This window comes from Natronomonas sp., from assembly GCF_046483325.1.
In the GTDB taxonomy this organism is placed as follows: Archaea; Halobacteriota; Halobacteria; order Halobacteriales; family Haloarculaceae; genus Natronomonas.
This window is the reverse complement of the sequence record NZ_JAWODL010000051.1, coordinates 52,577-72,654: the sequence shown is the minus strand read 5'-3', so window position 1 is coordinate 72,654 and position 20,078 is coordinate 52,577. Positions and strand designations below refer to the sequence as shown.

Here is a 20,078-nt window from a genome sequence, read left to right as displayed (position 1 = left end):
CGCGATTCGACGGCGCATGGTTGAATACGATGGGGAACGATCGGGTGAGTATGAGCGTAAAAATCGTTCCGCCGACGCGGCGGAGCTGTGAACGATGCGGTCGGACGGACGAGTGGAATGAGGAGACGGATAACTGGGTTATCACCGAGGAAAACGGGGACCGTCTGGTCGGAAACATTCACTGCATACACGAGTGGGACATCAACGGTCGATACAATCCTGTTACCGGACAATCTGACGACACTTGAACTGGGAAACTAAATTCAACCGGCGGGGTTCCATGCGACGGCTCTACGGGTGATCGAACGTCTCACCGAACAGCCGGAAATATCACCGATTCATCATGGACGCGATTACGACGGTATGCGTGACCGCCCCATCCGGGTCCGCCTCCGAACTCGCCGAGACGCTGGTCGAAGAGCGACTCTCGGCTTGCGCCAACCGATTTACGTGTCACACAACGTACCGGTGAGACGGCGAGGTCGTCGAAAATGAGGAAGTCGTCTTTTGATCAAAACGACCGCGGATCGGTACGCGGCTCTCGCGCCGGGAGTCGATGCGTTGCGCCCCTACGAAGTTCCGTGTATCGAGCGCTTCGAGCCGTCTGACGCGCCCGACCGTTTCGTCGGTCGGGTCGACGACGGCGCCGAGTGAACCGTCTATTCATCTGAAATCGGCGGCGACCACCCGTGACGCTCGGCGACGAAATCGATGAACCCGGGGAACTCGTGTTCGTGGCCGAGGGTCTCGGCCGCGAACGCGACCTCGGACTGGTCGGAGAATCCGCCGGAGCCGATCATTCGACGCAGTACTTCGTCGATCCCGGCCGAACTGTCCGCGAAAGCGTCGGTGAACGCTTCCGGCGTGTCGCCGAACCGATTCTCGAACGCGTCCCGTGCGTCATCGTAGGCGTCTCCGATCCAGCGCTCCCTGTGGTTTCGGTACGCGTCCTCGTATGCGGAGTGTAGCGTTTCGAACTCCCCGGCGGTAAGCGGATCGGTCGCCGAGAGGAACGTCACGAACGTGACTGCGGCTCTCCTCGCGGCCGGATCGGTCGAATCTGCGCTCGGAAACCGATGTTTGTCGAGCGGTTCGACGGCGCCGTTCGGGGAGATCGAGAGGGCTACGGCGTGCGTTCCGTCGGACTTTACACGCACGTAGGCGGTGTACTGGAACCGTTCGTGGCGGAACTGCCGAACGATCTCCTCATCATGACTACCGCCGAACCGTCCGTACCATCGGTCGATACCGAGGTCCGACAGCAGAGGCGTAAACGCAGTCGGGGAGAACACGAGATCGACCAGTTCGACCCCAGTAAGTCCCGGGGCACACGGAATCGTGGCGAGTTCTTTCAGTACCCGTCGCCGGTTTTCGCCGAGTCTCGCGCTCCGACCGCAGGACTCACAGACGACGCTTCGGCCCTTCGTCGGATGCTCCGGAGTGACCGTCGGGATGTGGTCGCCGACGGAGACGTCAGGTAGTTCGTACCGTCCGCACGGGATCGATGCGAGTTCGTCCAACGCCCGTCGGACCGGTCCTTCCGCCGTAACCGAGTATGGGACGGTCACGCCACAGGACTCACACCGAACGAAGCGCTCGCGCGAATACAGAGAGGGCGTGTGGCCACGGGCGACAACAGCCGGGTCGACATCGAAATCCCGGAGCGTCGTCGACCGGGCGTCCTGCGTTGCCATATCGGGTCGTTCGACACCGCATTTAAAAACGGTACTCACGATGTTTGAATCTGTTTCGAGCGCTGAAATCGACTGAATACACCGCTCGAAACCGACCCCGTAGTTATATACGCTGTCTACAAACCAGCGCAGCATGACGGGCCGGATGAACCCCCGCCGATACGATCTGGGTGAGCTTCGAGACGCGGTTCGAGGGCCACCACACGAGCGTGCGGTCGGCGAAGACGCGCCGGAACTCGACGGCGATTCCGTCGGTGCTCACCGCGGCGGACCGAGGATCGAGGATCGGGATCGAGCGGTTCCGGTCGAACGGATCAAAGATACGATCGGTGACCGAGGTGTGTCGTCCGATTCTCCGACTTCCACTGCCGATGCTGCACGGAGCGGGGCGAATGCCCGCGATGCCGAGCAACCGTTCGATCCGCGGTCCGATGAGACGCCGGAACGGAGCGCCGACACGGGATCTGATCGAGAGCGCTCCCGGACGGCCGACGACGTCGAGTCGTATCTCCGCTCACGTCACCAACGTCGGGCCGACCCACACGCTCCCGAACGGAGTGGCGTCCACACGACAGACCCCCCCGCGGTCCGCGGGAGTGAGCGGACGGCGGAACGCGAACACGTCGAAGTCGGACTCGGGTCCGAACGACGACCCCCGAACGCCGCGACGTTGTTGGCCGAACTCTCGGGGCCGGCGGTTTCGAAGCCGTATCTCGATCGGCTTCCGGACGCGTACACGGCCCAACTCCAGATCTTCGAGTGGCTCGAATGGATGCTCGCGGCCTCCGGCCACGATGGGACTCTGTCGGCCCTCGCGTACTACGAATCGATCGGGTGGCTCTCCGAGCAAAGCCGGGGGGAACTGGAGAACGTCGTCGCCGGACTGACCGCGCCACAGGCTACCGGACGGACGCTCGATGTTGACGACCACCGCGAGAGTCTTACGTACGTCGCCAGACTCGCGCACCGCCGACAGCGATAGACGCTATTCGGCCGCACAGCGATTCGGTCCGAGTTCCAACTCGATCGCTTCGCCCTCCTCGGCGGTCGATCGACCGCGGTTGATCGCGATGATTCGCTCGTAGTTCGGCGGCTTTTCCGGTGCCGTCTCGAGGATGTATTCGACGAAGCCGTCGCGGTCGCGACGAAGGAGCGGCAGTTCGGTCCGAAGCGCTCGGATCGTCGTCGAAACCTCCGTCCCGGGCTCGACGCCGTACTTTCCGTCGTCCGTCACGGAGAAGTGTCCGGGGAGGACGGTGATCGGATCCGGCTCGGCGAGGACGCTCCCGTGGAGCGAATCGTACAGAAGCTCCGCCCCCGAGGCCGCGTCCGCGTCCCCGAACTGGAGTTCCGTCCGCCCGACGCTATCGACGAACACGGTATCGCCGGTCAAAATCGCCATCCCGTCGACCAGATAGCTCGCCATTCCGGACGTGTGACCGGGCGTGAACACCGCTTTTATCTCGACATCGCCGACGGTGACGACCTCGTTTCGCCCAAGCGGTTCGTACTCGAATCCCGGATCGCGCTCGTCGACACGTTCACCGAGGTGGTACGGGACATCGAGTCCTTCGGCGAGGCGGCGACCGCCACTTATATGATCGGCGTGAATGTGCGTATCGAGGACGCGCTCGATGCGAAGGCCGCGTGCGGCCGCCGCGTCTCGAAATTCTTCCGTGTGGCGGGTCGGATCGATCGCCGCTGCTGCCCCGGTGTCCGGATCGGCGATCAGATATCCCATACATCCCTTCGCGCGACGCTGCAACTGAACGATATCGACGTTGGCGTCGCTTTCGACCTCGACCACATCGTACACGGCACTCCACGCGCGCATGCCACCGTCGACGTGTCGGATGTCGGTGAACCCCGCGTCGATGAGTTCGTCGGCGAGGAAGCGAGACGACTCTCCCTTCGCGCAGATCGTCACGATCGGATCGTCGCGGTCGAGACCGGTCGCGGCGCTGAACGCCTCGGCGTCGAACTCGTGGTCCGGTTTGTACACGAACTGCATCGCGTCTGCCAGTCGCCACCCCTCGAAGCTCTCGTCGTCACGGGTGTCGACGAGCCAGAACGTCTCCCCGTCGTCGATGAGCCGCTTCAACTTATCTGCCGAGATATCCGTCGGCGAGGCCGCTGTCGAGTCTCCCATGTGAATGCCTTCGGTCGCGGTGTATTAATCGCTGTGGCGACGGTGCTCTGAGTGCTCCGCTCCGATTTACCGTCCCAGCGCCACGAGAGGGCGAAGCGGGAGCGGAACGTACTCGTCGTTCGGGTCGTACGCCGCGAACGCGAGACTGTTTGACATGACGGAGACGCTCGATGCGGCCATTGCCGCGCCGGCAAGCGCCGGGTTGAGAAGTCCGAGCGACGCGATCGGAATGAGCGTCGTATTGTAGGCGAGCGCCCAAAAGAGGTTTTGGCGCACCTTCGAGATCGTCGCTTCCGAAATCCGGATCGCCTTCAGCACGTCGGCGGGATCCGAGCGCATCAACGTTACATCGGCGGCCTCCATCGCCACGTCGGTTCCCGAGCCGATGGCGACGCCGATGTGAGCCGTCGTCAGCGCGGGCGCGTCGTTGACGCCGTCCCCGATCATCATCGCTTGGATTCCGTCGGATTGTATCGACTCGATCGCGTCCGCCTTCTCGTCCGGCAGCACCTCTGATCGAACGTGACCGGTCGGAATACCGACCTCCGAAGCGACGGCCGACGCGGTTCGGTCGTTGTCGCCCGTCAGCATGTACACGTCGTACCCTCGATCGTGGAGCGTCGAGACTGTCGATTTTGCACTTTCTCGAACGGTATCCGCCGTCGCGACGACCCCGATCACATCCCCGTTGAGGGCGACGAGCATGGCCGTTTTTCCCTCGCGCTCGAGGCGCTCCATGAGCTCCGCTGCGGGCTCCGCGTCGACGCCGTCTGCCTCGAGCAATGCCCGATTTCCGACGAGCACGTCGCCGTGGTCGGTGGTCGCTTCGACTCCTTTACCGGGGACGTTTTCGAACGCCTCGACGGATGCGAGGTCGAGACCGCGTTCTTCGGCACCGCGCACGATTGCCTCTCCGAGCGGGTGTTCGGACCCGGCTTCGGCGCTGGCCGCGACCGCCAACACGAACGATTCGTCGAGTTCTTGTGCCGCGACCGCACCCCCGTCGGCTCGCACGCCACGTTCGACGGGTTCGACGTCGGTCAACTGCATCTCTCCCTCGGTGAGCGTTCCCGTCTTATCGAAGACGACGGCGTCGGTTTCGCGGACCCGTTCCAGTATGTCTCCGCCCTTGAACAGGACACCGTTTTTCGCCGAGATCGTCGATCCGACCATCGTCGCGGCTGGCGTCGCGAGTCCCAGCGCGCAGGGACACGCGATCAGGACGGCCGACGCGAAGACGATCATCGAGAACTCGAGGATGGGAACGCCGCCGACGATTGGTCCGCCACCGACCTGTCCGACCGGCAACTGTCCGACGATCGAGTACAACTGACTCGGGAAGAAATACCAGAGCACGCTCCAGACGATCGCGTTGAGGATAACTGCCGGAACGAAGTAGCCGCTGACGCGATCGACGAGTCGTTGGATGTCCGGTTGACGCGATTGGGCCTCTTTGACCCGACGAACGATCTGTTGGATCGCGGTGTCAGATCCGACTTTCGTCGCTTCGACGAGTAACACGCCGTTTTCGTTCACCGTCGACCCGACGACTTCATCGCCGGGCGACTTCTCGACCGGGACGGACTCCCCGGTGAGCATCGATTCGTCGACCGCTGATTCGCCCTCCGTGACTACCCCGTCCGTCGGGATCCGCTCTCCGGGACGGATTCTCATCACGTCGCCGACCTCGACCTCGGAGAGCGGAATCGCCCGCTCCTCGCCGCCGCGGATGACGACCGCTTCGTCGGCTTCCATCCGGAGCAGTTCCCGAAGCGCATCGGACGCTCGTGCCTTCGAGCGGGCCTCAAGCCAGTTTCCGACCGTGATAAACCAGAGGATGAACGCGACGGCCTCGAAGTAGAGATCACCGGTGATCAGCCCGAGGACGACCGCCGTGCTGAACAGATAGCCGGAGCTCGTTCCGATGGCCACGAGCGTGTCCATGTTTGCCGTCCGATTCTTCGCGGCTTTGTACGCGCCGCCGAGGAACTCCCGACCGAGTGTCGCCATCAGAACCGTCGCGAGGAGGAACTGGATCCAATCGAAGGAGACGCCGCCGACCGTATCGGGATGCGGAAGCGGGCTGAACATCGCCGCCATCAAATAGATGAACGGAAGCGCGAGCAGTCCGCCCCCGACGACGAGCCGTCGTTGTTTTCGCAGCTCACGCTCGGCTGCAGTCTCGCCTTCGGAGTCGCTGGTTTCGCCTTCGCCTCGACTCATCGGTTCGTACCCCGATTCCTCGATCGCGTCGTACGCGTCGTCGAGCGAGAACAACTCCGGATTGTACTCGACGGTCGCCTCGTCGGTAGCGTAGTTGACGTCGGCGCGGAGCACACCGGGGAGTTCTGAGAGGGCATCGGACACCGTTTTCGAGCACGTCGAACAGTGCATACCAGAGATAGCGATCGTTCGCGTTTCGCGTCGTGGGTCGTACCCCGACTCCTCGATCGCCGTGTAAATCTCCGAAAGCGTCACCCGCTCGGGGTCGTACTCGACGGTCGCCTCGTCGGTCGCGTAGTTCCCCGACGCGTCGACGACCCCGTCGAGCGATTCGACCGCTCCCGCAACGGTTTCCGAACACGTCGAACAGTGCATCCCGCCGACCCCGATGCGCTCGCGTCTGGTCATAGATACGGATACGGTCCCCACGTTGATTGGGTTTGCCCTTTATTTTCGGAGAAATACTCAATCGATATTTTATCTTTCAAACTCGATTTGAACATTGACTGTAGTATCGAAAGCAAAATCGACTAAACCGTCCACCGCGTACGGTTCGGTATGTCCACGACACTAACCGTCAGCGGGATGGCCTGTGACGGCTGTGAACGAAACGTCGAGGAGGCGATCGAAGCGGTTCCGGGGGTAGAGCGGGTCGAGGCGGACCACGAAGCGGGGCACGTTACCGTCGAGGGCGACGCAGATGTCGACGCGCTGGTTTCGGCCATAGACGAGGCGGGCTACGAAGCGACTGCATAGCGCCGAGACTCACGCGCCTTCTTTGAGTTCGTCGTACCGCTCCTCGAAGCGTGCCCGACAGGACCCACAGCAGAACTCGTATCGTTCACCGTCGATGGTGGCGCTAACGCCTTCGGCAGTGACGCTGTTGCCGCACTCAACGCACTCGAGCCCGAGCGTCGCCTCGCCCAAGGCGGGATGCCAGTCGGACGCGACGAGCGGTGCCACGTGGACCCTTTCGACGACGTCCGTTCCGAACACCGGGGCCAACGCCGACTCGAGACCGTTGTTCGCGAAGGTGGCCACGACGAACAGTTGACTGTCGGCAGTCGCGAACACGTGTTCGACACCCGAGACGTCGCCCAGCGCTTTCCTGGCGGTCGTCGTCTCACCGGGGCTTAAATCGAGCGTCACAAGGACACGAACGCCCTCCCGAAGTCGCGATCGATCGACGTTCACCGTGAACCGCTCGATGATACCCAATTCTCGAAGCCTGTCGACGCGATCGCTCACCGCCGGGGATGAGAGGTCGACGGCGGCTGCGAGATCTTTGTAGGATGCCCGACCGTCGTCAAGCAGGAGCCGGAGCAGTTCCCGGTCGGTCTCGTCGAGTTCCCGCATACGTCCGGCTTCTCCGGCTTGTATAAAAGGGTTGTCGGCGGTCGGTACACTCGAAACCCACAGAGGCACGGTCGCGGCTGACCGATGGAGCGACACAGCCGACGCCGTTTAGGTGGCGTGAGTGAACATCGAACGTATGGACGAGCACACACGTGACGATACCGTCGGGCCACCTAGCGTCGGGGAACCAGCCGGTTGGCTACCCGATGTGAAACGCTGGGAACACGGTACCCTCCGCCGGGCGACCATCAACGGGGTTCGGCTGTACAACTCCGGGGCGTATCACCCGGCCCACGATTGTTTCGAGGCGGAGTGGTACAACTACGGCCGCGGGACGACCGAAAGCGCCTTTCTCCACGGGATGGTTCAGGTCGCCGCCGGGGCGTACAAGCACGTCGACTTCGAAAACGACGACGGAATGCGGTCGCTGTTCGAGACGGCGTTGCAGTACCTTCACGGCGTTCCGGCGACGTTCTACGGCGTCGATCTGTTGGACGTTCGAACGAAGCTCACGAACGCGCTTCAGGACCCGACGGTCATCGACAACTGGTCGATCACACTCGACGAGGCGCAACCGACTGCACGGGATGTCCATTACGAGTACGCAGACGGCCTCGAGTAGGCGATCGGGTTCTATTTTGCCTATAGATCCTTGGCGATTCCCCGAAGTCCGTTCATTCGTTCGCGTTGCGTGCGTATTTCGTCGACGCCCATCACGTCAGCTAACCGACCGTTCTCGACGAGTTTCTCGACGATCCACCGGGCGCCTTGCTCGATTTCCGCACGTTTGAGATGCGCCGCGACACGCTCTACCTCAGCGTCGGTCGGATGCTTTCCCCCGTCCGGAAAGCGGAGTCGTTGGACGGTCTCGACGACGTCGAGCGTTTCGTCCGGAACGTACGCGCCGCCGGTGAGAAACAGTATTTTTGTGGTCACCGGTGCGACCTCCTCGCGCTCGCTGTAATCGAGCTCGTCGACGACGAGTCCGATAGCCCGCGTCGAGAGGACGTACGTCTCGCGGGTCGGTTCGGAGAAGTTGTATCCGCCCGACGGCTCTGTAGTGACTTCGAGCGCCGGTTCGTCACCGTCGGTCCGCGTGAAACGCGGGTGATCGATCATACCCGCGTTTGGTCGGCCGAACACTTTGTTGATCCGTTTCGTCGTCTCGCTGTCGCCCGAGGCTTACCGTTCGTGTACCGCCATCACCACGTCTTCTTTCGGACGCGACGTCACGGTCGGTATCACCTCTATGTTGCGATCCGAGCGCAGTTCGAGGTGATAGTTTTGATACATCGTGGCGAGTATGAGACGGGCCTCGAGCATCGCAAAGCGGTCCCCGATACACCGTCTAGGCCCGGCGGCAAAGGGGAAATACGCCAAGCGGGGAAGCGACGCCTCCAACTCGTCCGTCCAGCGCTCGGGCCGGAACGCGAGCGCGTCGTCGTACCACCGCGAGTCGCGGTGGACCACCCACTGGCTGGCGTAGACCGTCGCTCCGGCGGGGACGGAGTATCCACCGATCGTATCCGGTTCGACCGCTTCTCGAACGATGATCGGAACCGGCGGGAACAGGCGCATGGATTCTTTGATAACCCGTTCGGTGTACGACAACCCGGGAAGGTCCCCCATCTCCGGTGTTCGCTCGCCGAGAACCTCATCGAGTTCAGCCACGAGTTGCCGTTCGACCCGCGGATGCTGTGAGAGGAGGTATATCGTATACGTCATCGAGACTGCTGTCGTCTCGTGACCGGCCGTGAGAAGTGTGATGACCTCGTCGTGTATCTGTTGCTCGCTGAGTTCATGGCCGCCGTCCTCCGCGAAAAGGAGTTTCGAGACGACGTCGTCTCCAGGATTCCGTCGGCGCTCCTGAATGATCTCGTCGACGATCCCGTCGAGCGTATCCCGAGCATCGCGCATCTTCCGCCTCGATGGAAGGGGAATCGCCTTCGGAAGGATAACGTTCGCGAGGCTGGACGAGGCCGGAAGGTATGCATCGAGCGCCGCGCCGATCTCCGCCAGATGATCCTCAACGTCGACGCCGAACAACGCCTTCGCGACGATCTGAAGCGTCAGTTCCATCATGTCGTCGTGGATCAATCGCGTCTCGCCGTCCGACCACGTCCGACACATCCCCTCCGTGAACCCGGTCATCATCCCCGCGTACACTTCGATGCGCTCGGGGTGAAACGCCGGCTGGATGAGCCGTCGATTCCGTCGCCACTCCTCGCCGTGACTGTTGAGAATACCGTTCCCGGTGAGCGGCTCGAGGATCTGTTGGAAGCTCTCTCCTTTCACGTAATTTTGATTGTTCTGCACGAGAACGTGTTCGATGTCGTCCGGGTGGTTGAACTGATACACCGGACCGCGCATCCCCTGCCAGTGAACGTAGTCGCCGTACTCGCGAGCCACTCGCGTTCTGAAATCCAATCTGCCGAGAATCATCGCCGGATCGGCCCCGACGATCGGCAGCCCGCGTGGTCCGGGTGGCGTCTCGCTCGATGACCGTTCCGCATCCATTATTCGTTCCCAGGAGCGCCCCCGATTTGGATGTGTCGGCAGAGAGTCCGGGGGTATTCGGTCGCCCCAAGACTTCGATCGAAACCGGTGGCTTAAATCCGATGAGGGTATTATGTGAACTGCGTGCGAGGGTAGCCAAGCCCGGAAACGGCGGCGGACTCAAGATCCGCTCCTGTAGAGGTCCGTGGGTTCAAATCCCTCCCCTCGCATGAGCGCGCCACAGCGCGCGAATGCATGAGGGATTCGAATCAGGGAAGAGTCTTGCTCTGACCGTGCTTCAAATCCCTCCCCTCGCATGGCGAGGCGCGATCGAAGGGAGCGCCTCGGATGCGAAACGGCGAACGTAAGTGAGCCGTAAAGCGCATCGCCGGGGGTCTGCCCCGCGATGCGGAAGACCGCTCTCGGAGCGGCCTTCCCTCGCATACTTCTCACGTTTTCGAGAGCCGTCGCTGTGGCGGCGCCGATCTATCCCGGCACTGGCGGCTATGGCAGCCGCTCAACGAGTGCGTCGAACCGCCTCGAGTGCGTATTTTTCCTCCGTGCCGTCGTCGTCTCGTCGTAGCGGTAGTCGCCGTCGTCGAGGTACAGGACGGCGCCCTCGTGACGACCGGCTTTCGGAATGACGTTCGGATCGACCACGCGTTGGTCGGTCGTCTCTCCGGATTCCGCGACGAGCAGCACGGCGTAGTCGTCGCCGAGTCGATCCACGACGACGGTTCGATCCATCTTCGAGTCCGTGACCACCAGGGCGACGAACAGCACGAGTACGACAGCGAGGAGAACACCGGCGAGTACGTAGCGCATCGAGACGGGATGGCCCCGTCATCGTATATAAATGGTTGCCCCGCGGCGTCTATTCGGCGGCCCGTTCGACGTCGACGACCACACCGGCGGTCTCCCATCCGTCGCCCGTCTCTTTGCCCGCGACGAGCGGATCGTCTTCTCCGTCGGTCACGAGCCGATACGTCGTTCCGTCGTCGTCCGTTCCCTCCGCCTGAAAGGCCTCCTGAAAGAACTCCGCCGAGCGCATTTCGAGGACGACTGTCGACCCGTCGTCGAAGGTGAGCCGCACGTTTCGGGGCGTGATGTTGTGAATACGCTTTGCAAGCGTGTGCATACCGGTGGGCACACGTGGAGCGGACAAATCGGTGGCGCTTTGCTGCCGGGGACACCGCATCGACTATGGTCACGGGCACACGCGCCGACGTTGCGCTTCGAGCTGCGGAGGCGGGGGCGGACCTCGCAACTGAGTCGTTCAGAGGGGAACTCGCCGTCGAAACGAAATCGCAAAAGATTGACGTGGTGACGCAGGCCGACCGGGACGCCCAAACGCGCGTCACGGAGGTGCTCCGGGAGGGCTTCCCCGGCGAGCCGATCATCGGCGAGGAGGACGAAACGCGGAACTCGGTTCCGGACGACGGGCCGGCGTGGATCATCGATCCGATCGACGGGACGACGAACTTCGTCCGCGGGATCCAGGTGTGGACGACGAGCGTCGCGGCCACGGTCGACGGCGGTCCGGTCGCCGGGGCGACCGTCTGTCCCTCGTTGGGGGACACGTTCGTGCTCGATTCTGGGAACGCGTTCCGCAACGGCGAGCGTATCTCGGTCAGCGATCGAACCGACCCTGAGGCGTTCGTCGTCGTCCCGACGCTGTGGTGGTCGTTCGATCGCCGCGAGGAGTACGCGGCCGCCTGCCGCGGGATCGTCGAACGCTTCGGGGACATGCGCCGATTCGGCTCGGCGCAGTTCGAACTCGCGCTGTGTGCGAGCGGTGCCGTCGATGCCGTCGTGACGAGCGTTCGCGGGCATCCGTGGGATACGATCGTCGGCGTCGGATTGATCGAGGCGGCGGGGGGGACCGTCACCGACATTCACGGGGACCCGTGGCGACACGACAGCCAGGGAGTGGTCGCTTCCAACGGTGCGGCACACGACGTCGTCCTCGAGGCTGCCCGGCTGCCGGAGACGGTCGTCCGATAGTGCATGGCGACCGCCGTCGACCGGAAACGTGAAACCGCGGTGGGCCGGCAACTCTCGTATGGAGCTACCCGATGGAATCGATCCGGCTCGCGCGTGGCTCGCGGCGTTTCTCGCCGGGCTCGCCCTCGTCGTCGCCGCGGCCGTCGCCTTCCCCCGTCGCGTGTACGACGGGTTCCTGTGGCGGTATTTTTGGGGCCCGGTCGATGCCGACGCCCACGGCGCGACGTGCGCCGTGAGGGCCGGCGGAACGACGGAACGCCTCTATAATCAGGGGGCCTGTTCGGCCGCCGACGGGGTCGTCGCAGCGCCCGGATATACGACCGTGTCCACGGCCAGTTACGCCGTCGTCTTGGTCTTTATGCTCGTCGGCGTGTTGCTGTTGCTCCGGACGTTGAACGTCCGGTTGACACCGAAGTTCTACGTTGCATTGTTACCCTACATGTTGCTCGGCGGCGCGCTTCGAGTGGTCGAAGACACGAACGTCGCATTCATCCGTGCCGACCTCGGGATGTTGATCCCCTACCCGTCGGTCGCGCTCATCATAAGCCCCTTCATCTACTTCGTGATGTTCGCGTTCACACTGGCTGTGCTGGTATCTGTGGTCGTCCTGTCGCGGCGCGGCGTGTTCGACGAATACGAGCCGTATCTCGCTGGGATCGGCGCCGTCGCTCTCGCGGGGACGATCGGCTGGTTGCTGTACATCTCTGCGACGTCGGATATCGTCGGATTCTTTCCGGCAGTTGCGATCATCACGCTCGGTGGCGCGACGCTCATCGCCGCGGTCTTCTGGTGGGCGAGCGGGCGCTACGCCCCCGTGATAAACGAGGGGACCGGCTACCTCGGCGCGTTGATCGTCTGGGGTCACAGCGTCGACGGCATCGCGAACGTGTTGAGCCTCGACTGGACCGACGAGTTGGGAATCGGCGTCACGTATGGATCGAAACACGTTGTCAACGAAGCGACGGTCCGGATCACCGATGGCCTCCAGCCCGCGTGGCTCTCGGAAGCGATCGGTACTGCGTGGCCCTTCCTCTTTATCAAGGTTGCCGCAGCCATCTTCGTCGTCTGGGTGTTCAACGACGAAATATTCGACGAGAGTCCCCGGTATGCATATCTACTCCTCATCGCTATTCTCGCGGTCGGTCTCGGTCCAGGAACGCGGGACATGATTCGAGCGACGTTGGCGATATAGTCGTCCGTCGATCGGCCACCTAATCGTTCAATAGTCGATGATAACCGTCGAATGATTTTTATTTCTATCTGTCGCACCTTCGAAACGACTCATGGTGGACAACGACGACCTTCGCCAACAGATGATCGAGGCGTTCGAGGGTGCCGACTACCCGATAAACAGCCCGATGGATCTCGTTCCAGCGCTTCCGCAGGGGCCGGGCACGAAGTTCGAATCCGGTGACTTCTCGATGACTGCGATGGAACTCAACACGAAACTCGGCGGTGGCGAATTCCCCTACGACTCCGTGGACGATTTCGTCGACGACGTCATGGAACAACTCGAAGAACAGGAGCTGCTGTAGGGAGGTTCGCTACGCCGATTCTTCGAGCGACGCTTCAACCTCGTCGAACAGTTCCTCGACGAGCCCCTGGATCGTATCCCGGATCCGCCGAGCTTCGTCTATCTCGGCTCCGTCGGGGTCGTCGAGCGCCCAATCGTGAACCTCGACGTCGGCGTCGAGTTCGAGCGTCGAACACCCCATCGTTGCGACGACGTCGCACGCGTCGAGCTCCTCGGCCGAGACCTCTCGCGGCGTGCGATCGGACAGATCGATACCCCGCTCGTTCATGATCTCCACGACGACCTCGTGGACGCTTTCCGCCGGGTGCGTGCCACCGGTTATGATCTCGACGTGGTCTTCGAGGCCGCGGTGTGTTCGTTCGCGCTCCGCAAACGCCGTCGCCATCTGGCTCCGTCCCGCGTTCTGAACGCAGACGAACCCGAGTTTGAATGTGTCGGTCATATTGTGTATCAGTTAGCTGTATCCGATGGTATGTGTTCTGTCATACGATCTCCGCAAGCGTGACGATCTCGGCGATGTTGCCGCCGTATTCGCCCGTCCGCCGAACGCTTTCGAGGGCCTGTCCATGGAGGTAGGCGTTGTCTCCGTTCTTCCGGTAGAGCTCTCGATCGAGCGATTGGACCCGTTCGACGACGTCGCCGAGTTGGATGAGCGCCCTCTCCGCTTCGCCGTCCATCGCCGTTCGAACCACCTGTCTGGCGTCTTCGGCGATCGCTTCGAAGCGCGCCTGGAGGTCGGTCCCCGGTGGTCGGTCCTGCCGAATGGCGACGTCTGCGATCCGTTCGGCGTGGTCGCCGATCCGTTCGAGTTGCCTCGCCGTTCGAAACCGTGTAAATGCGACTTTCCTGTCGGTCTGCAGTTTGTCGATCTCTCGCACGTCCGTTAACGCTCGATAGAACTGCCGGCTGACGAGCGCGAAGAGTCGGTCCGCGTCGTTATCCCGTGAGACGACGTGTCGTGCGAGCTCTTTGCTCTCATCGTCGCTTCCGAGCACCGCTCGGACCGCGTTCTCGTGCATCGACAGCGAGATGCGCCGGAGTTGGTCGATCGTTCCGTTCAGCGATATCTCGGCGGGATCGAGCAGGCTTCGCGCGACGATTTCTCGATCGCGCTCCGTCGAGATCTCTATGCCGACGAGCCGGGTGACCGCATCGGTTACCACGCGCCGTTCCGAGGAATCGAACCCGGTCTCGGATTCGATGACGATCTCGTCGCTCCCGGCGGCGTAGGCGGCTTCGATCCACCTGGAAAGCGCCCCGTTACCGACGGCATCCGCGTTGATCGACGCGCGCCGGATCGGAATCTCGTCGTCCGGTTGTGCGACGACCAGACGGTCGTCGAACGGGTACAGGTGAAGCGGCGAACCGGAGCCGATATCGCGGGCGTTCGCCCACGCTTTCGGGATCGATACGGTATAGGTCGATCCGCCAGTCACCTGTACTTTCCGCTCTATCGGGCCGTTGCCGTTCGAAATCGTTCGTGCCATTGTTAGTAGAGCAACTCCGTGTCGTGATCTGTCATGTACACCGTTCGCGCACAGATGTTGACCGCGTGATCGCCAACGCGCTCGATGTCTCGCACGGTCAACAGAAGCCGGGAGACGTCGTCCATCACGTCTTCTATCTCGTCGCCGTACTCCGTTCGAAGTAGGTCTTCGACGACGACCTCGCTCGCGTCGGCACAGAGACGATCGATCTCTTCGTCCCGTCCAGCGACCTCTCTGGCGAGTTCCGAATCATTGCGTTCGTAGCTGTCGATGGCCTCCGTGACCATCCGCCCCGTCTCGTTTCCGATGTGGATCAGATCGATCTCGGGATACCGTTCCCGCTCGGCTTCGAGCGCATATCCCGCGAGATTGGCCGCGAGATCGGCGATCCGTTCGAGATCGGTGACTATCTTGAACGACGACGCGATGAACCGGAGGTCCCCAGCGACCGGCTGTTGGAGCACAAAGAGGTCGATACACGTCCCCTCGAGGTCGAGATACCGGCGGTTGACATCGTCGTCACCCTCGATGACCCCGCTGGCGGTCGGCTCGTCTTTGGTCTCCAGCGCCGTCAAAGCCATGTCGTACCTATCGAGGACGAGCGCACTCATCGCGATGACGTCACGTCGGAGCGACGAGAGTTGTTCTTGATAGTCGACCCGTGTCATACGTTACTGTGTCAGATACGTTCGTTTACGATACGATCGCCGACAGATGGAACCACGATCCGGACGATCGATCCCGTGCTCGAGTTGTTCGTCGACCCGTATGGAAACGCCTCGCCCGGCCTCGAGGTCCGAGGCCGGCTGTCGGGCTGTCGGTTCCGGTGTGCCGTGGGCCATTGCCGGTCACTATCGATGGTAGGTATAAATGAGATGCTATGAGGTCTGTAGAATCATTTATATCTATCTATGTAGCACCCAAACTCTATATATGTCACAATAGAGTGCAGGTGGATGTGGATCGTAGAATCACGAGCGAGAGAGAACACCTCTCCGTCGGTTTCACCCGGTACATACACGTATATAGTTACGTTGTCGGGTAGATATTCCTATTACAATCGCTTATGACCCGTTCGACGGTCCAATCGACTGATATGGCCACGTGTGCGGGTTCGACCGGTCCCGACGAGCGATTGGACGAGGCGATAGACGAACTTCGACGGGAGCGACGACGGACGGCCGACGAACTCGAGGCGCTCCGAGGCTTCGAGGATCGGGTTCGTTCCATCGATTCCGAGCAAAACGCCGTCCGATCGCAGCCACTCGCCGGCGTCGCGACCGCCAACACGACGACCGGGCTGCGGCAGGTTCGAGACGCCTACGAATCGACGCTTATGAGCGTTCCACATTACATCGAGGAGTACGACGACACCTACGCTGAAAGCCTTGCGGAGGAGTTCTCTCCGGACATCGCATCTGCGTTGACCGACGGCACCGAATTCAACGGCCGGTGTAAACGGGCGGTTCTCTCGGCGGTTTCGACCTCTCAATCGGCCAGGAAATCGCTGCTCGGCGTGATCGATCGTGAACGCGAATCGATACTGGCGGCCCGAGACGACCTGGTCCCGCTGGTCGAGGAACTCGGCGAACTCGACGCCGTTCCGTTCGATGACGAGACGTTCGGCGCGCTCGACGCTTACCGTGCACGCCTCCAAGTCATGCGAAAGCGCTGTGAAGAACTATCCGATCGGCGACAAGGATCGATCTTCGATCAACGACGGATTCAGCGGCTCCCGTCGAACGTCCCCGACGTAACGATGTACTTCTATCAGGGGATCGGCGTCGAGTATCCGGTCATCTCCATCGTCGCGGAGCTGTTAGATCGGATCGAAACGCTCCGAGAGCGGGTCGAACGAGCGATGGCGTTTTGCCGCGGGTAATCGCGCGTGTCCCCCGACGGAGTGCGTATTAGTTCCAAACCAAGCGCTCCATATGTATATATATCTCTCTTAGTTTCTTTTAAGCCATCCCGTGTCGTTATAATCGAACGTATGACACTCGCGTTCCGGCCGGACGTGGCTTCCGATCATCTCCGTGTCGACCTCACGGAGTGGGCTGGCGTCTACGTCGTCGGCGACGTTCACGGCTGCGCTGACGCCCTCGACCGCCTCCTCTCGGTACTCGAGGTGACCGAGGACGATCTCGTGTTGTTCGTCGGGGACTTGATCCGCAAAGGTCCGGATAGTGGACGGGTCGTTCGTCGGCTCCGGAACGCCGATAACATGTATAGCGTCCGCGGTAACAACGAGCAAAAAGTCCTTCGTGGCGAAAAGACGGTGCCGAGCCTCGACGAGGACGACCTTGCGTGGCTTCGATCGCTACCGGTCGCGATCAGTTGGGACGGCGGGTTGATCGTCCACGGCGGCGTGGATCCACGCAAACCCCTCGACGAGCACACGGTCGACGATCTCCAGAACGCCCGGTCTCTCTCCCCCGATGGCGGCTACAATCGCCCGTTCTGGTACGAACGATACGCTCGGGTACCGCGGATCTTCTTCGGTCACACGGTTTTGGGTGAGCCGGTCGAGACGCAGTGGGCCGTCGGATTGGACACCGGCTGCGTCTACGGCGGCTCGCTCTCCGCGTACGATCTTCGCCGGAAACGCTTCCACGACGTTCCGGCCCGCCGTTCCGGCCGCTCTCGGAGCGACTCGAAAATCGTCTCCACGCGTACCATCTTCGAGTGATATGGACGGTACAGACCCGGAGTCTGAATCCGACGTAGAGTCGACCCCCGAGCGAACCGAACCGAACCACGAGGAAGACTCGTCTGACGAACGTGGGGCCGCGGAAGATGAGAGCAACGCGAGGCGGGACCCTCCGGAGACGGCGACGATCGGCCCCTCGGAGTTCGCACAGGGGGTTTCCGCCCGAACCCCACCGATCGACGAGTCGATACCCGATTCTGACCTCGATCTCGACTCCCCGGAGTGGTATTTAAATCGAGAGCTGTCGGAGTTGAGCTTCCAGTGGCGAGTTCTGTACGAAGCGCTCGACGATAGAAACCCACCGCTCGAACGGCTCCGATTTCTCAGCATTCTGACGCGCAATATGGACGAGTTCTTCATGAAACGGATCGGGGGGCTCAAACAGCAACTCGCCGCCAACGTCACCGAACCGACCGTCGACGGACGAACGCCGCGAGACCAGTGGACGGCTTCGCTCGAGACGGCCGCCGAACTCTTCGAAACGCAGTCGCAGTGTTTCACCCGCGACGTTCGACCGCTGCTTTCGGAGGCCGGCATCGAGATCTCGGGCTATGCCGAACTCTCGGACGCCGACATCGATCGGCTACGGTCGTACTTCGAATCGTCGGTGCTCCCGACGTTGACCCCGCTGACGTTCGATCCCGCACACCCGTTCCCGTTCATTTCGAATCTATCCCTGTCGCTCGCGGTACTTTCGGAGGACGATGCGGGGGACGAACGCTTCTCGCGGATCAAGATCCCCGCGAACCGACCGCGGCTCATCTCCGTGGCGGATCCCGGGACCCCCCTCGAGGAGCGCTCCGACGACCACCGGGTGGTCAAGATCGAGGAGGTGATCGAAGCCAACCTCGACCTGCTCTTCCCGAACGTCGAGATACGCCACACGTCGACGTTTCGGGTCACGCGGAACGCGGAAGTCAGACGAAACGAGGACGTCGCCGAGGGGCTCATCGACAGGATCGAAGACGTACTCCGACAACGTCGGTTCGCCACCGTCGTTCGTCTCGAAGTCACGGAGTGCGTACCCGATCCGGTTCTCGATCTCCTCGTTACACATCTCGAAGTCGATGAGTCCGAGGTGTTCCGTCGCTCCGGACCGCTCGCATTGGGGGACTTTGCTGAACTCTGCGAACTCGACTACCCCGAACTGAAACTCGACCCGTGGACGCCGAGACAACATCCCCAGTTCGCTGGGCTGTCCCCCGACGCCCCCGGGGACGTGTTCGAGGCACTGCGCGAGCGCGATAAACTGGTTCATCATCCCTATCACTCGTTCAGAGAGACGGTTCAACGCTTTCTCGATGCCGCGGCCCACGATCCGGATACGCTCGCGATAAAGGTCGCGATTTATCGGACCGCCCCCGATTCGAAGGTCATCCGAAGCCTCATCGACGCGGCGAAGAACGGCAAACAGGTCGCGGTCATGGTCGAGCTAAAAGCCCGCTTCGACGAGGAGAACAACCTTCGATGGGTCAAACGCCTCGAAGAGGAGGGAATCCACGTCGCCTACGGTTCTATCGGGCTCAAAACCCACAGCAAGGTCGCGCTCGCGGTGCGGGAGGAAGCCGACAGCGTCCGCATCTACTCGCACGTCGCCAGCGGTAACTATCATTCCGAGACGGCCAAGGGATACGTCGATCTGGGCCTCTTTACCGTCGATCCGGACATCGGCCAGGACCTCATCCGACTGTTCAATTCCTTTACCGGTCACTCGCGTCACGACCAGTATCGGAAACTGCTTGTCGCGCCGGAAACGCTTCGCTCCCGGATCTACGAACTGATCGACCGGGAGATCCAACGCGCCGAGACGGGCGATTGCGGTCGAATCGTCGCCAAAATGAACGCGCTCGAAGATCCCGGCGTGGTGGAAAAACTCTACGAAGCGGGCCGAGCGAGGGTCGAAGTCGACCTCATCGTTCGCGGTATCTGTCGACTGCGTCCCGGAATCGTCGGAGTCAGCGACACCGTCCGCGTCCACAGCGTCGTCGGTCGGTTCCTCGAGCATTCGAGGATCTTCCGGTTCGGCGGGGACGACCCGGCGTACTTTATCGGTTCGGCGGATTGGATGACGAGAAACCTCGATCGCCGAGTCGAAGCGGTCGCGCCGGTCGAGGATCCGACGCTCCGATCGGAACTCGATGCCGTCCTGTCGGTCATGCTGGCCGACAATCGGACGCGGTGGACGATGCGACGGGACGGAAGTTACGTCCAGCGGCGGCCCGAACCGGGCGAACCGTCACGAGGGACACACGGCGTGTTGATGGACCGTGCCCGGCGAACGGCTCCGGACGACCGCTCTCATCCCGGCAGCGACCCCGGTCGTGAGCCCAGTATCGATCTCGACGAAGTGTACACGACCGATCCGTTCGACGGATAGCCGCGATCTTCTCCATAGCCCTACGTGTTGGTCAGTCGAGCTATCGGG

General features: G+C 62.0%; 23 protein-coding genes and 1 tRNA gene. 13 read left to right on the top strand and 11 right to left on the bottom strand.

What is annotated here, in order from left to right; translation table 11 throughout:
• The first annotated feature begins 29 nt into the window (after positions 1-29).
• From R6U53_RS14825 to R6U53_RS14815, 3 genes are all read left to right on the top strand, one after another.
• Positions 30-248, top strand: a complete 219-nt coding sequence (locus R6U53_RS14825) for an HEWD family protein (RefSeq protein ID WP_410323148.1) — start codon at positions 30-32, stop codon at positions 246-248.
• Positions 249-343: 95 nt separating this feature from the next.
• Positions 344-472 (top strand): divalent cation tolerance protein CutA, encoded by a 129-nt coding sequence (cutA, locus tag R6U53_RS14820; RefSeq protein ID WP_410323147.1) that lies wholly within the window; start codon positions 344-346, stop codon positions 470-472.
• A gap of 35 nt (positions 473-507) precedes the next feature.
• A complete protein-coding gene (locus R6U53_RS14815) occupies positions 508-654 on the top strand; it encodes a hypothetical protein (protein ID WP_410323146.1) in 147 nt (48 codons plus the stop codon).
• Between the two features lie 5 nt (positions 655-659).
• Here R6U53_RS14815 and R6U53_RS14810 read toward each other — a convergent pair whose 3' ends face one another.
• Positions 660-1,694, bottom strand: coding sequence for a hypothetical protein (locus R6U53_RS14810; RefSeq protein ID WP_410323145.1), 1,035 nt, complete (start codon positions 1,692-1,694; stop codon positions 660-662).
• A gap of 133 nt (positions 1,695-1,827) precedes the next feature.
• Between R6U53_RS14810 and R6U53_RS14805 the strand changes: the two genes are divergently transcribed.
• Positions 1,828-2,676 carry a FlaD/FlaE family flagellar protein gene (locus R6U53_RS14805; RefSeq protein WP_410323144.1) on the top strand — a complete coding sequence of 283 codons (849 nt, stop codon included), beginning with the start codon at positions 1,828-1,830 and terminating at the stop codon, positions 2,674-2,676.
• Between the two features lie 3 nt (positions 2,677-2,679).
• Here R6U53_RS14805 and R6U53_RS14800 read toward each other — a convergent pair whose 3' ends face one another.
• Positions 2,680-3,843 carry an MBL fold metallo-hydrolase gene (locus tag R6U53_RS14800; protein WP_410323143.1) on the bottom strand — a complete coding sequence of 388 codons (1,164 nt, stop codon included), beginning with the start codon at positions 3,841-3,843 and terminating at the stop codon, positions 2,680-2,682.
• Positions 3,844-3,909: 66 nt separating this feature from the next.
• Positions 3,910-6,474 (bottom strand): heavy metal translocating P-type ATPase, encoded by a 2,565-nt coding sequence (locus R6U53_RS14795; protein WP_410323142.1) that lies wholly within the window; start codon positions 6,472-6,474, stop codon positions 3,910-3,912.
• Positions 6,475-6,624: 150 nt separating this feature from the next.
• Between R6U53_RS14795 and R6U53_RS14790 the strand changes: the two genes are divergently transcribed.
• Positions 6,625-6,822, top strand: coding sequence for a heavy-metal-associated domain-containing protein (locus tag R6U53_RS14790; RefSeq protein ID WP_410323141.1), 198 nt, complete (start codon positions 6,625-6,627; stop codon positions 6,820-6,822).
• A gap of 9 nt (positions 6,823-6,831) precedes the next feature.
• Here the strand turns inward: R6U53_RS14790 and R6U53_RS14785 are convergent, their stop codons facing one another.
• Positions 6,832-7,422, bottom strand: a complete 591-nt coding sequence (locus tag R6U53_RS14785; RefSeq protein ID WP_410323140.1) for a winged helix-turn-helix transcriptional regulator — start codon at positions 7,420-7,422, stop codon at positions 6,832-6,834.
• Positions 7,423-7,558: 136 nt separating this feature from the next.
• On the opposite strand from R6U53_RS14785, the gene R6U53_RS14780 reads away from it, so the two are divergent.
• Positions 7,559-8,044: a DUF309 domain-containing protein gene (locus tag R6U53_RS14780; RefSeq protein ID WP_410323139.1), complete on the top strand. Its 486-nt coding sequence runs from the start codon at positions 7,559-7,561 to the stop codon at positions 8,042-8,044.
• A gap of 20 nt (positions 8,045-8,064) precedes the next feature.
• On the opposite strand, the gene R6U53_RS14775 is transcribed toward R6U53_RS14780, so the two are convergent.
• Positions 8,065-8,541 (bottom strand): hypothetical protein, encoded by a 477-nt coding sequence (locus R6U53_RS14775; protein ID WP_410323138.1) that lies wholly within the window; start codon positions 8,539-8,541, stop codon positions 8,065-8,067.
• 63 nt (positions 8,542-8,604) lie between these two features.
• Positions 8,605-9,939 (bottom strand): cytochrome P450, encoded by a 1,335-nt coding sequence (locus R6U53_RS14770; RefSeq protein WP_410323137.1) that lies wholly within the window; start codon positions 9,937-9,939, stop codon positions 8,605-8,607.
• Between the two features lie 125 nt (positions 9,940-10,064).
• Between R6U53_RS14770 and R6U53_RS14765 the strand changes: the two genes are divergently transcribed.
• Positions 10,065-10,148 (top strand) — tRNA-Leu (locus tag R6U53_RS14765).
• A gap of 274 nt (positions 10,149-10,422) precedes the next feature.
• On the opposite strand, the gene R6U53_RS14760 is transcribed toward R6U53_RS14765, so the two are convergent.
• Complete coding sequence (locus tag R6U53_RS14760) at positions 10,423-10,743, bottom strand: DUF3006 domain-containing protein (RefSeq protein ID WP_410323136.1); 321 nt, start codon at positions 10,741-10,743, stop codon at positions 10,423-10,425.
• A gap of 49 nt (positions 10,744-10,792) precedes the next feature.
• The gene (locus R6U53_RS14755; RefSeq protein WP_410323135.1) at positions 10,793-11,056 is read right to left on the bottom strand and encodes a hypothetical protein; all 264 of its coding nucleotides are present in this window, start codon (positions 11,054-11,056) and stop codon (positions 10,793-10,795) included.
• A 65-nt stretch (positions 11,057-11,121) separates the two neighbouring features.
• On the opposite strand from R6U53_RS14755, the gene R6U53_RS14750 reads away from it, so the two are divergent.
• The 3 genes from R6U53_RS14750 to R6U53_RS14740 all read left to right on the top strand — a co-directional run bounded on the left by R6U53_RS14750 (position 11,122) and on the right by R6U53_RS14740 (position 13,457).
• Complete coding sequence (locus R6U53_RS14750) at positions 11,122-11,922, top strand: inositol monophosphatase family protein (protein ID WP_410323134.1); 801 nt, start codon at positions 11,122-11,124, stop codon at positions 11,920-11,922.
• A 58-nt stretch (positions 11,923-11,980) separates the two neighbouring features.
• Positions 11,981-13,114 carry a DUF63 family protein gene (locus R6U53_RS14745; protein WP_410323133.1) on the top strand — a complete coding sequence of 378 codons (1,134 nt, stop codon included), beginning with the start codon at positions 11,981-11,983 and terminating at the stop codon, positions 13,112-13,114.
• Positions 13,115-13,205: 91 nt separating this feature from the next.
• A complete protein-coding gene (locus tag R6U53_RS14740; protein WP_410323132.1) occupies positions 13,206-13,457 on the top strand; it encodes an MTH865 family protein in 252 nt (83 codons plus the stop codon).
• A 9-nt stretch (positions 13,458-13,466) separates the two neighbouring features.
• On the opposite strand, the gene R6U53_RS14735 is transcribed toward R6U53_RS14740, so the two are convergent.
• The 3 genes from R6U53_RS14735 to phoU are packed head-to-tail and all read right to left on the bottom strand — an operon-like array spanning position 13,467 to position 15,611.
• Positions 13,467-13,898 carry a low molecular weight phosphatase family protein gene (locus R6U53_RS14735; protein ID WP_410323131.1) on the bottom strand — a complete coding sequence of 144 codons (432 nt, stop codon included), beginning with the start codon at positions 13,896-13,898 and terminating at the stop codon, positions 13,467-13,469.
• Between the two features lie 40 nt (positions 13,899-13,938).
• Entirely contained in the window at positions 13,939-14,943 is a 1,005-nt protein-coding gene (locus R6U53_RS14730) for a PhoU domain-containing protein (protein WP_410323130.1), read from the bottom strand.
• A gap of 2 nt (positions 14,944-14,945) precedes the next feature.
• Positions 14,946-15,611: a phosphate signaling complex protein PhoU gene (gene phoU / locus R6U53_RS14725; RefSeq protein WP_410323129.1), complete on the bottom strand. Its 666-nt coding sequence runs from the start codon at positions 15,609-15,611 to the stop codon at positions 14,946-14,948.
• 428 nt (positions 15,612-16,039) lie between these two features.
• Between phoU and R6U53_RS14720 the strand changes: the two genes are divergently transcribed.
• The 3 genes from R6U53_RS14720 to ppk1 all read left to right on the top strand — a co-directional run bounded on the left by R6U53_RS14720 (position 16,040) and on the right by ppk1 (position 20,030).
• Positions 16,040-16,825 (top strand): hypothetical protein, encoded by a 786-nt coding sequence (locus R6U53_RS14720; protein ID WP_410323128.1) that lies wholly within the window; start codon positions 16,040-16,042, stop codon positions 16,823-16,825.
• A 111-nt stretch (positions 16,826-16,936) separates the two neighbouring features.
• A complete protein-coding gene (locus tag R6U53_RS14715; protein WP_410323127.1) occupies positions 16,937-17,632 on the top strand; it encodes a metallophosphoesterase family protein in 696 nt (231 codons plus the stop codon).
• A gap of 1 nt (position 17,633) precedes the next feature.
• Positions 17,634-20,030 carry a polyphosphate kinase 1 gene (gene ppk1 / locus R6U53_RS14710; protein ID WP_410323126.1) on the top strand — a complete coding sequence of 799 codons (2,397 nt, stop codon included), beginning with the start codon at positions 17,634-17,636 and terminating at the stop codon, positions 20,028-20,030.
• Positions 20,031-20,078: the final 48 nt, after the last annotated feature.

What these genes read in the sequence shown, in the direction of transcription:
- R6U53_RS14825 (WP_410323148.1), top strand. Translation starts at nt 30, where the DNA reads ATGGGGAACGATCGGGTGAGTATGAGCGTAAAAATCGTTCCGCCGACG.
- cutA (WP_410323147.1), top strand. Translation starts at nt 344, where the DNA reads ATGGACGCGATTACGACGGTATGCGTGACCGCCCCATCCGGGTCCGCC.
- R6U53_RS14810 (WP_410323145.1), bottom strand. Translation starts at nt 1,694, where the DNA reads ATGGCAACGCAGGACGCCCGGTCGACGACGCTCCGGGATTTCGATGTC.
- R6U53_RS14805 (WP_410323144.1), top strand. Translation starts at nt 1,828, where the DNA reads ATGACGGGCCGGATGAACCCCCGCCGATACGATCTGGGTGAGCTTCGA.
- R6U53_RS14800 (WP_410323143.1), bottom strand. Translation starts at nt 3,843, where the DNA reads ATGGGAGACTCGACAGCGGCCTCGCCGACGGATATCTCGGCAGATAAG.
- R6U53_RS14795 (WP_410323142.1), bottom strand. Translation starts at nt 6,474, where the DNA reads ATGACCAGACGCGAGCGCATCGGGGTCGGCGGGATGCACTGTTCGACG.
- R6U53_RS14790 (WP_410323141.1), top strand. Translation starts at nt 6,625, where the DNA reads ATGTCCACGACACTAACCGTCAGCGGGATGGCCTGTGACGGCTGTGAA.
- R6U53_RS14785 (WP_410323140.1), bottom strand. Translation starts at nt 7,422, where the DNA reads ATGCGGGAACTCGACGAGACCGACCGGGAACTGCTCCGGCTCCTGCTT.
- R6U53_RS14780 (WP_410323139.1), top strand. Translation starts at nt 7,559, where the DNA reads ATGGACGAGCACACACGTGACGATACCGTCGGGCCACCTAGCGTCGGG.
- R6U53_RS14775 (WP_410323138.1), bottom strand. Translation starts at nt 8,541, where the DNA reads ATGATCGATCACCCGCGTTTCACGCGGACCGACGGTGACGAACCGGCG.
- R6U53_RS14770 (WP_410323137.1), bottom strand. Translation starts at nt 9,939, where the DNA reads ATGGATGCGGAACGGTCATCGAGCGAGACGCCACCCGGACCACGCGGG.
- R6U53_RS14760 (WP_410323136.1), bottom strand. Translation starts at nt 10,743, where the DNA reads ATGCGCTACGTACTCGCCGGTGTTCTCCTCGCTGTCGTACTCGTGCTG.
- R6U53_RS14755 (WP_410323135.1), bottom strand. Translation starts at nt 11,056, where the DNA reads ATGCACACGCTTGCAAAGCGTATTCACAACATCACGCCCCGAAACGTG.
- R6U53_RS14750 (WP_410323134.1), top strand. Translation starts at nt 11,122, where the DNA reads ATGGTCACGGGCACACGCGCCGACGTTGCGCTTCGAGCTGCGGAGGCG.
- R6U53_RS14745 (WP_410323133.1), top strand. Translation starts at nt 11,981, where the DNA reads ATGGAGCTACCCGATGGAATCGATCCGGCTCGCGCGTGGCTCGCGGCG.
- R6U53_RS14740 (WP_410323132.1), top strand. Translation starts at nt 13,206, where the DNA reads ATGGTGGACAACGACGACCTTCGCCAACAGATGATCGAGGCGTTCGAG.
- R6U53_RS14735 (WP_410323131.1), bottom strand. Translation starts at nt 13,898, where the DNA reads ATGACCGACACATTCAAACTCGGGTTCGTCTGCGTTCAGAACGCGGGA.
- R6U53_RS14730 (WP_410323130.1), bottom strand. Translation starts at nt 14,943, where the DNA reads ATGGCACGAACGATTTCGAACGGCAACGGCCCGATAGAGCGGAAAGTA.
- phoU (WP_410323129.1), bottom strand. Translation starts at nt 15,611, where the DNA reads ATGACACGGGTCGACTATCAAGAACAACTCTCGTCGCTCCGACGTGAC.
- R6U53_RS14720 (WP_410323128.1), top strand. Translation starts at nt 16,040, where the DNA reads ATGGCCACGTGTGCGGGTTCGACCGGTCCCGACGAGCGATTGGACGAG.
- R6U53_RS14715 (WP_410323127.1), top strand. Translation starts at nt 16,937, where the DNA reads ATGACACTCGCGTTCCGGCCGGACGTGGCTTCCGATCATCTCCGTGTC.
- ppk1 (WP_410323126.1), top strand. Translation starts at nt 17,634, where the DNA reads ATGGACGGTACAGACCCGGAGTCTGAATCCGACGTAGAGTCGACCCCC.